This window comes from Palaeococcus sp. (in: euryarchaeotes) (genome assembly GCF_053987695.1).
Map to the genome: position 1 here is coordinate 1 of NZ_JBMXHE010000012.1, position 6,857 is coordinate 6,857.

The 6,857-nt window shown below is 45.9% G+C and carries 8 protein-coding genes; 4 read left to right on the forward strand and 4 right to left on the reverse strand.

From position 1 onward, the window contains the following. The 3 genes from ACXJGZ_RS01455 to hhpR form a co-directional block, all read right to left on the reverse strand. Positions 1–795 (reverse strand): integrase (locus ACXJGZ_RS01455; RefSeq protein ID WP_456398026.1); only part of this gene is annotated, 795 nt, incomplete at its 3' end. A 69-nt stretch (positions 796–864) separates the two neighbouring features. Further along, positions 865–1,869, reverse strand: a complete 1,005-nt coding sequence (locus ACXJGZ_RS01460; protein ID WP_456398028.1) for a homoserine dehydrogenase — start codon at positions 1,867–1,869, stop codon at positions 865–867. Then, entirely contained in the window at positions 1,866–2,720 is an 855-nt protein-coding gene (hhpR, locus tag ACXJGZ_RS01465) for a CBS domain-containing high hydrostatic pressure regulator HhpR (protein ID WP_293256130.1), read from the reverse strand. Before hhpR ends, ACXJGZ_RS01460 begins: the two co-directional genes overlap by 4 nt. A 170-nt stretch (positions 2,721–2,890) precedes the next feature. On the opposite strand from hhpR, the gene ACXJGZ_RS01470 reads away from it, so the two are divergent. Genes ACXJGZ_RS01470 through ACXJGZ_RS01485 form a run of 4 tightly spaced genes read left to right on the forward strand, consistent with a single transcriptional unit; the run spans position 2,891 to position 5,674 of the window. Continuing rightward, complete coding sequence (locus tag ACXJGZ_RS01470; RefSeq protein WP_293256113.1) at positions 2,891–3,346, forward strand: 30S ribosomal protein S15; 456 nt, start codon at positions 2,891–2,893, stop codon at positions 3,344–3,346. A 30-nt stretch (positions 3,347–3,376) separates the two neighbouring features. Further along, positions 3,377–4,813 carry a GINS-associated RecJ family nuclease gene (gene gan, locus ACXJGZ_RS01475; RefSeq protein WP_456398030.1) on the forward strand — a complete coding sequence of 479 codons (1,437 nt, stop codon included), beginning with the start codon at positions 3,377–3,379 and terminating at the stop codon, positions 4,811–4,813. After that, a complete protein-coding gene (locus ACXJGZ_RS01480; RefSeq protein ID WP_456326537.1) occupies positions 4,810–5,091 on the forward strand; it encodes a KEOPS complex subunit Pcc1 in 282 nt (93 codons plus the stop codon). Before gan ends, ACXJGZ_RS01480 begins: the two co-directional genes overlap by 4 nt. Beyond that, positions 5,072–5,674, forward strand: coding sequence for a 30S ribosomal protein S3ae (locus tag ACXJGZ_RS01485; protein ID WP_293256120.1), 603 nt, complete (start codon positions 5,072–5,074; stop codon positions 5,672–5,674). The genes ACXJGZ_RS01480 and ACXJGZ_RS01485 overlap by 20 nt, the downstream gene beginning before the upstream one ends. A gap of 29 nt (positions 5,675–5,703) precedes the next feature. On the opposite strand, the gene ACXJGZ_RS01490 is transcribed toward ACXJGZ_RS01485, so the two are convergent. Continuing rightward, positions 5,704–6,857: dicarboxylate/amino acid:cation symporter (locus ACXJGZ_RS01490; RefSeq protein WP_456398033.1), on the reverse strand; the 1,154-nt coding region annotated here is incomplete at its 5' end.

The following is a 6,857-nucleotide window of genomic DNA, read 5'->3' on the forward strand; positions in this document are numbered from 1 at the left end:
GTAGTGTAGGCTCGTGATGTCTCCCCTCAGCGAGTGCCCCGCCAAAAACTTGACCACGTTCACGGGTGTCCCCACTTCGAGGGCTTTGTTGATGAACCACTTGCGGAGATATTTCAGTCTTATTCCCCTATGCTTGGAGAAGTAGCTGCTCACGCTGTCTTTTGTTATATGCTCGAACCGCCTAAGCTGCACCGCAAGCTCCGTGGGCATAAAGACCACCCACGATTTTTTAGACCCCCTTGACCAGTTTAGCTCGTAGTAAGCATACTGGTCGTTGATGTGTAACTTTTTTTCATCGAATTCATTGAGTATCTTCACCGCTTCACTGACACGTATGCCTGAGAACAAAATCAGCTCGAACACGAGTTGGTATGCTTCCTCCCATTCCCCGCGTTTCTCATACCAACCTCTCACCTCGTCGTCATCGGGCACGTATAAGTCAGTCCCCGTAGCCTTGAGTTTTATACGTTTTTTGAGTTCGTTGTAGTATGCCTCATCGATGACCACCCGTTCGAGGAGAAATCTTATGTAGTTCCGTAACCCTTTTGCGAGTCCGTTTGGCTTCCCCTCGGCTTCGAGGGCGTGTTCGAGGTCGGTGGGTGTTCGTATTTTATACTTATTGAAGAACTTCTCCAGGCGCCGGACGTATTCCCGCCTCGTTTTATCTGCGAGGGCTCTCTTTTTGCGTAGCCACTCATCGAACTCGCCCTTAAATCCTGCATAATCCCATATTCTACCTTCGTTTCCCAAAAACTCCGATTTCCGATGCCTGCCACGCCGCAAGCCCGGGTTCAAATCCCGGCCACCGCACCATTTTACCCAAAAAGTTTTGTTTGCATTCATCCATCGTAAAAACTAGAAGGGTTAACTCCTCCTGACACATTTTATAATATCACTCACAACTGCAGAGGCAGTCTCCTTCACTCCCGCTCCTGCACCCTTTAAAATAAGCTCCCCTAAAAGATCACTTTTTATTAGCGCCACATTTGACGTGCCGTAAACTGCAAGGGGTGAATTTTTTGGAACCTCTCTGGGTTCCACAACAACATTTCTTCTCTCAATCTTTGCCATGAGCCTTATCACCTTTCCCTTCTCCGCCGCTTTTCTAATGTCCTCCTCTGAAACTCCATCTATCCCTCTAACTTTAACTTTTTTAAAAGAAATCGGCTCAAAAGTAATATCATGGAGAATCGTCGCTTTGTACGCTGCATCAAAACCTTTTATATCCACATCAGGGTTTGCCTCCGCTATTCCAAGCGATTGTGCTTTTTTAAGTGCTTCATCAAAAGTTAAACCCCTCTCCATTTCGCTGAGAATAAACGTGCTGGTCCCGTTAAAAACCCCTTCAATAGACTCGATCCCGTCACCCAAGAGACTCTCCTGGAGGAGGGTAATTATCGGCGTTCCAGCCATTACTGTGGCCTCGAATCTATAGTTGACGCCCCTCATTGCGGCCTCTTGAATTAGCTCGACATAGTGATGTACGAGAGGAGGCTTGTTCGAAGTTACCACATGCCGCCCCATCCTAAAGGCTTCCATGTGCCACTTATAAGCCTCCGGATTTGCGGGAGTCAGATCAATGAATACATCGCTCTCCACCTCCTTTGCAACATCCTCAGGAGGTAGATGGTACAAATCGTATTCATTCCCCCAATAGCTGAGTCTCCCAAAAGTTTCTTTAACCTCAAGGGCTTCCCTTAGATCTATGCCGCTTTCATCCCACACCGTGGCGGAAGAGTCAGAAATGCTCACCACCTTAAACTCGATGCCATATTTACGTCTGAACCACTCCCTCTTCTCCAGAAGAACCCTCGCGACTCCCCTTCCCACATTTCCAAAACCTAAAATGGAGAGGGAAACAAGCATCATTTGCCCCTTCTTTTGATTAAAACCTGTATAAGGTCTATATCCCTGATCATGCCCACAAGCTCGTCTTTCCCTTTGATAACAGGAAGCTGCTCTATATGCAACTCCGTCATTTTCTTCGCCACATCATACACACTCATGCCCTCTGTGGCGATGACCAGTTCCCTGGTCATTAAATCCTCAACGGGCTTATTTGGAAGCTTAAGCTCCTTCTTCTCGAATAGAAGCGTTGGATGGCTCTCCAAAATCCATTCTTCCTCACTGGATGCAACCAGCTCGGATGATTTAACTGTTCTAACAACCTCGCTATCCTTCAGAATATCTGTCTCATCGATAATTCCTATGAGTTTGCCCTCATCATCGAGTACAGGGAGTGCCATTGTATCGGCAAGGAGCAGAGCCCTTAAGGCGGCTTTCAGCGGGGTCCCTCTCCAAATGACGCTCGTATATTTCTGATAGAAATCCGCAATTTCAATATCCCTCATCTTTTCGTTCTTGGAGAGATATCTCCTTATCACATCCCCCACCGTGAGAATTCCAACAACTTTATTTTCATCATTAATCACAACCACCCTTCTATAGTGATTGTTTATCATGAGCTTTGCAGCCTTTTTAACATCATCATTGGGTTTTACAAGGGGTACATCTCTTTTAACGAGCATCGCCAGCTGATCCTCGTCAGGGTGAAGGAGAACCCTCTTAATGCTTATTATCCCCACTACCTCTCCCGTATGTCTCCTCACGACGGGAAATGACCTAACTTTATGCTTCTTAAAAAGCTCTAGGGCATAGCTCCTCGTAGCTGGAAGCTCTATTACCACTGGGTCCTTTGTCATTAAACTTTTAACCTTCACTTTCACCACCGCTTTTATGTTAAACGCTACTCAACTATTTAAGCTTTTCAATTATTATATTGTAAAATTGATAAGAGAGCAAACTTTTTAAATGCTCCGCACATACCACCTTCGACATTCCTATTAGGGGCGGCTGGCGATAGCTGGCCGTCACCATGGAGGTGAAAATAATGGTAAGGTTGCACACGTACAAGAGAGGAAAATCGGGTTCAAAGAGACCACCAAGGACCGCTCCACCAACATGGGTGGAATATACAGCCGAAGAGGTTGAGAATTTAGTAATTCAATTTGCAAAGCAGGGTTATTCAAGTGCCATGATTGGTACTGTTTTAAGGGATCAATATGGAATCCCGAGTGTTAGGCTCATTACGGGGAAGAGGATAACCAAGATACTTGAGGAGAATAATTTGGCACCAGAAATTCCAGAGGATTTAATGTTCTTAATCAGAAAGGCCGTTAACCTACGGAGACATCTCGAAGAGCATCCTAAGGATCTCCACTCAAAGAGGGGGTTACACCTAATTGAGAGCAAAATCAGAAGACTTGTAAAGTATTACAGAAAAACGGGCAAACTCCCAGCAAAGTGGAGATACGATCCAGAAACAGCCAAGCTTTTAGTTCGCTGATTTCTCTTCCCTTTCATTTAAGGTGATTAGATGGATAAGAATGCTTTCTTGGAAAAGGTTCGCGAAGGAGCGGAGCTAATTAAGATGCACATTGAGTTAGGGCACACTATACGCATAATTTCACATAGGGATGCGGATGGAATCACGGCAGGTGCTATCCTCGCAAAAGCCGTTGCCCGGGAAGGTGCTCAATTTCATCTAAGTATTGTGAAACAGCTCAGTGAGGATATAATAGAAGGGCTCGCTCAGGAAAGGCAGAAAATCTATGTCTTCTCCGATCTGGGAAGCGGTTCCATAAACCTGATAGAAGAGCATCTGGAAGGTGCAACGGTAGTGATAGCCGATCATCATCCCCCCGAGGACGGGGAAATCACGAACGACAGCCATATCCTAATAAATCCCACGCTCCACGGTGCCAACAGCGTTAGAGATTTGAGCGGCTCGGGAGTTGCATATTACGTTGCAGAGGCAATGAATAAAAAGAACAGGGACTTGAGCTACCTAGCGCTCGTAGGCGCAGTCGGAGACATGCAAGAGGTAGATGGCACTTTCCATGGTATGAACGTGGACATAATAGAAGAAGCAAAGAAAATGGATTTGATAGATGTTAGAAAGGAGCTTAGACTCTTTGGAAGGGAGACGAGGACGCTCGCCCAAATGCTTGCATATGCATCAAATCCCGAGATACCAGGGATAACGGGAGATATCAGGAATGCCATTGAGTTCCTGAGGAGCAAGGGGTTTGACCCGGACATGAAGTACTGGCAGCTGAGGGAGGAAGAGAAGAAAAAACTCCACGATGCCCTCGTGATTCAGCTCATAAAGAACGAAGCTCCAAAGGAGGATATTGACAAACTCATAGGAGATGTCGTCCTCATAAAGCTGTATCCCGAAGGAGATCCGAGGCACGAGGCAAGGGAGTTTGCAACCCTTTTGAATGCTACGGGGAGATTAAACGCGGGGGCCCTTGGAGTTGCCATATGCATGGGAGATGAGGGAGCATTTAAAGAGGCACAGAGGCTCGTTGATGAGTACAAAAAGGAGCAGATTGATGCAAGGAAATACCTGATCCAAAACTGGAGCAGTGTTATGGAAAAGGAGCACGTTTATGTCTTCTATGCAGGGAAGAGCATCAAGGACACTATGGTGGGCATAGCCGCAAATATGGCTATAAATTCCCAGTTAGCAAACCCCGAGAAGCCCGTCATTATAGTTGCGGATAGCGAAGAGGACGACAGCCTCGTTAAAGCATCAGCCAGGACAACGGAAAGAGCTTTGAAAAAGGGTTATGATCTTGGAGAAGCCCTGAGAGAAGTAGCACCAATCCTTGGAGGCGAAGGAGGAGGACATGCGATAGCAGCAGGGATAAGGTTTCCAAAGAGCAGGATAAAGGAGTTCGCGGAGCTTATAAATAGGGCACTTGAAAAGCAGATCAAAAGTAAAAATGAGCAGGAGACGAGCGAATGAAGATTAAGGCCAGTGCCTCTATAACGTGGGATTATGGGAACTTGGATGTTGCGAGGGCTATAGCCGATGCCGTGGAAGTTGACAATTTGAACCTTCCAAAAAACTTAAATTTCAAAACATATTCGGAAGAAGGGAAGGTAATAACAAAAGTTAAATACCTAGGTGAGATTGAAAGCTTTATAGTGGCTATGGATGATTTGGTGTTTTCAATCAAGATTGCCGAAGAGGTAACCCTAGAGGGAAATTGGAGGTGTGAAAATGGCAAGACCAAAGTCTAAGAGGCAGGCTGCCGCTGCAAGAGATAAGTGGAAAATGAAAGAATGGTTCGTAGTTTACGCTCCAGAGTTTTTTGGAAGCAGAGAAATAGGACTAACTCCCGCTGATGATCCAGAGAAGGTCAAGGGGAGAATCATCGAAACCACGCTCAAAGATTTGACCGGAGACTTCACAAGGGGACAAGTTAAACTTTACTTCAAGATATATGACGTTAAAGGTCAAAATGCCTACACAAAATTCGTTGGTCACAAACTCTCAAGGAGCTACATCAGGAGCCTCGTTAGGAGGAGAACCACCAGGATCGATGGGATATTCAATGTGACAACAAAGGATGGCTACAAGCTCAGAGTTATGGGAATGGCAGTTGCAATAAGAAGAATCCAGACAAGCCAGGAAAAAGCTATCAGAGAGATAATAAAGGATATAATCTACAGGAAGGCTGAGGAGCTCAACTACGCTGACTTTGTTTTAGAGTCAGTTCAAGGAAGGATAGCCTCGGAGATAGCCAGGGAGGTTAAGAAGATATACCCCATTAAGAGGGCAGAAATAAGAAAAATAAAAGTCCTTGAAGAACCAAGGGCTTGATCCTTTTTCTTTTCTAAATATGTGGAAAGTCACCACTTGCTCTCATCGAGCTCTCCTTCGGTTTTAGCAACTATTGTTGTTCCTGCTAGATCACCTGTTACATTGACCATTGTTCTTCCCATGTCAAGTATGGCATCAATTCCAAGTATCATCGCATAAGCTAGAGCTACAGCACTTCCGGGTTCTAGTTTAAGACCAACGCTCTCGAGAACCATGGCAAGCATTATAGCTCCAGCTCCGGGAACTCCCGCAGTTCCAATGGAAGCCAGAACGGCGGTGATTACTATAACGAGCTGCTGACTTAGGGGTAGAGGCTGTCCAATTGCAAAGGCTATGAAGAGGGCACAGACACCCTGATACAGCGCCGTTCCATCCATGTTTATGGTGGCTCCCAGTGGAAGTGTAAAGGAGTATATTCCCCTATCAACGCCCATGTTCTCATCAGCGACTCTCATCGTTACGGGCAGGGTGCCGCTTGAGCTCCTAGTGACAAAAGCGGTGATCATGGCGTCCTTTGCCTTGCCAAGGAATTCTATCAGGTTTATGCCAAAGAACTTTAAGAGTATTCCATAAACAATGCCTATCTGAAGGACAAGGCCTATGTAGACCGCCAGTGTAACTTTTGCCAGAGGTCCGACGACTTTTACTCCTTGGGTTGCCATAATGTAGGCTATTAAGGCGAAAACACCTATCGGAGCGTACTGCATGACTCCTCTAACTATCTTGTACATAGCCTCTGCAAGCCCATCAAAGGCATTGTAGAGTGTTGTTGCTGAGTTCCTGATTCTTTCATTCTCGCTGTTCATAAGATAGCTGAGGGCTATTCCCAAGACAATAGCGAAGAATATGGTTGGAAGAACTGCACCATTTGCGAGAGCTCCAAATGGATTGGTGGGCACGATGTTTAAGAGAGTTTGCACCAGAGAGGGTGCCTGCGCTTCTATTGCCTTCCCCTCTCCTGTTCCGAGCTGTAGTCCAAGGCCGGGCTTGAAGATGTTAGCCATTATAAGCCCTATGAACACTGCAAAGGCTGATGTTACCAGATAGTAGAGCACTATCTTTACACCTACCCTTCCGAGTCTTGCCGGACTTATGCTTGCGGCACCAACGACTAATGAAGCTAGGACTATTGGCATCACTAACATCTTTAAGAGCCTAACAAAGAGGTCTCCAAGGGGTTTTA

What these genes read in the sequence shown, in the direction of transcription:
- ACXJGZ_RS01460 (WP_456398028.1), bottom strand. Translation starts at nt 1,869, where the DNA reads ATGATGCTTGTTTCCCTCTCCATTTTAGGTTTTGGAAATGTGGGAAGG.
- ACXJGZ_RS01470 (WP_293256113.1), top strand. Translation starts at nt 2,891, where the DNA reads ATGGTAAGGTTGCACACGTACAAGAGAGGAAAATCGGGTTCAAAGAGA.
- gan (WP_456398030.1), top strand. Translation starts at nt 3,377, where the DNA reads ATGGATAAGAATGCTTTCTTGGAAAAGGTTCGCGAAGGAGCGGAGCTA.
- ACXJGZ_RS01480 (WP_456326537.1), top strand. Translation starts at nt 4,810, where the DNA reads ATGAAGATTAAGGCCAGTGCCTCTATAACGTGGGATTATGGGAACTTG.
- ACXJGZ_RS01485 (WP_293256120.1), top strand. Translation starts at nt 5,072, where the DNA reads ATGGCAAGACCAAAGTCTAAGAGGCAGGCTGCCGCTGCAAGAGATAAG.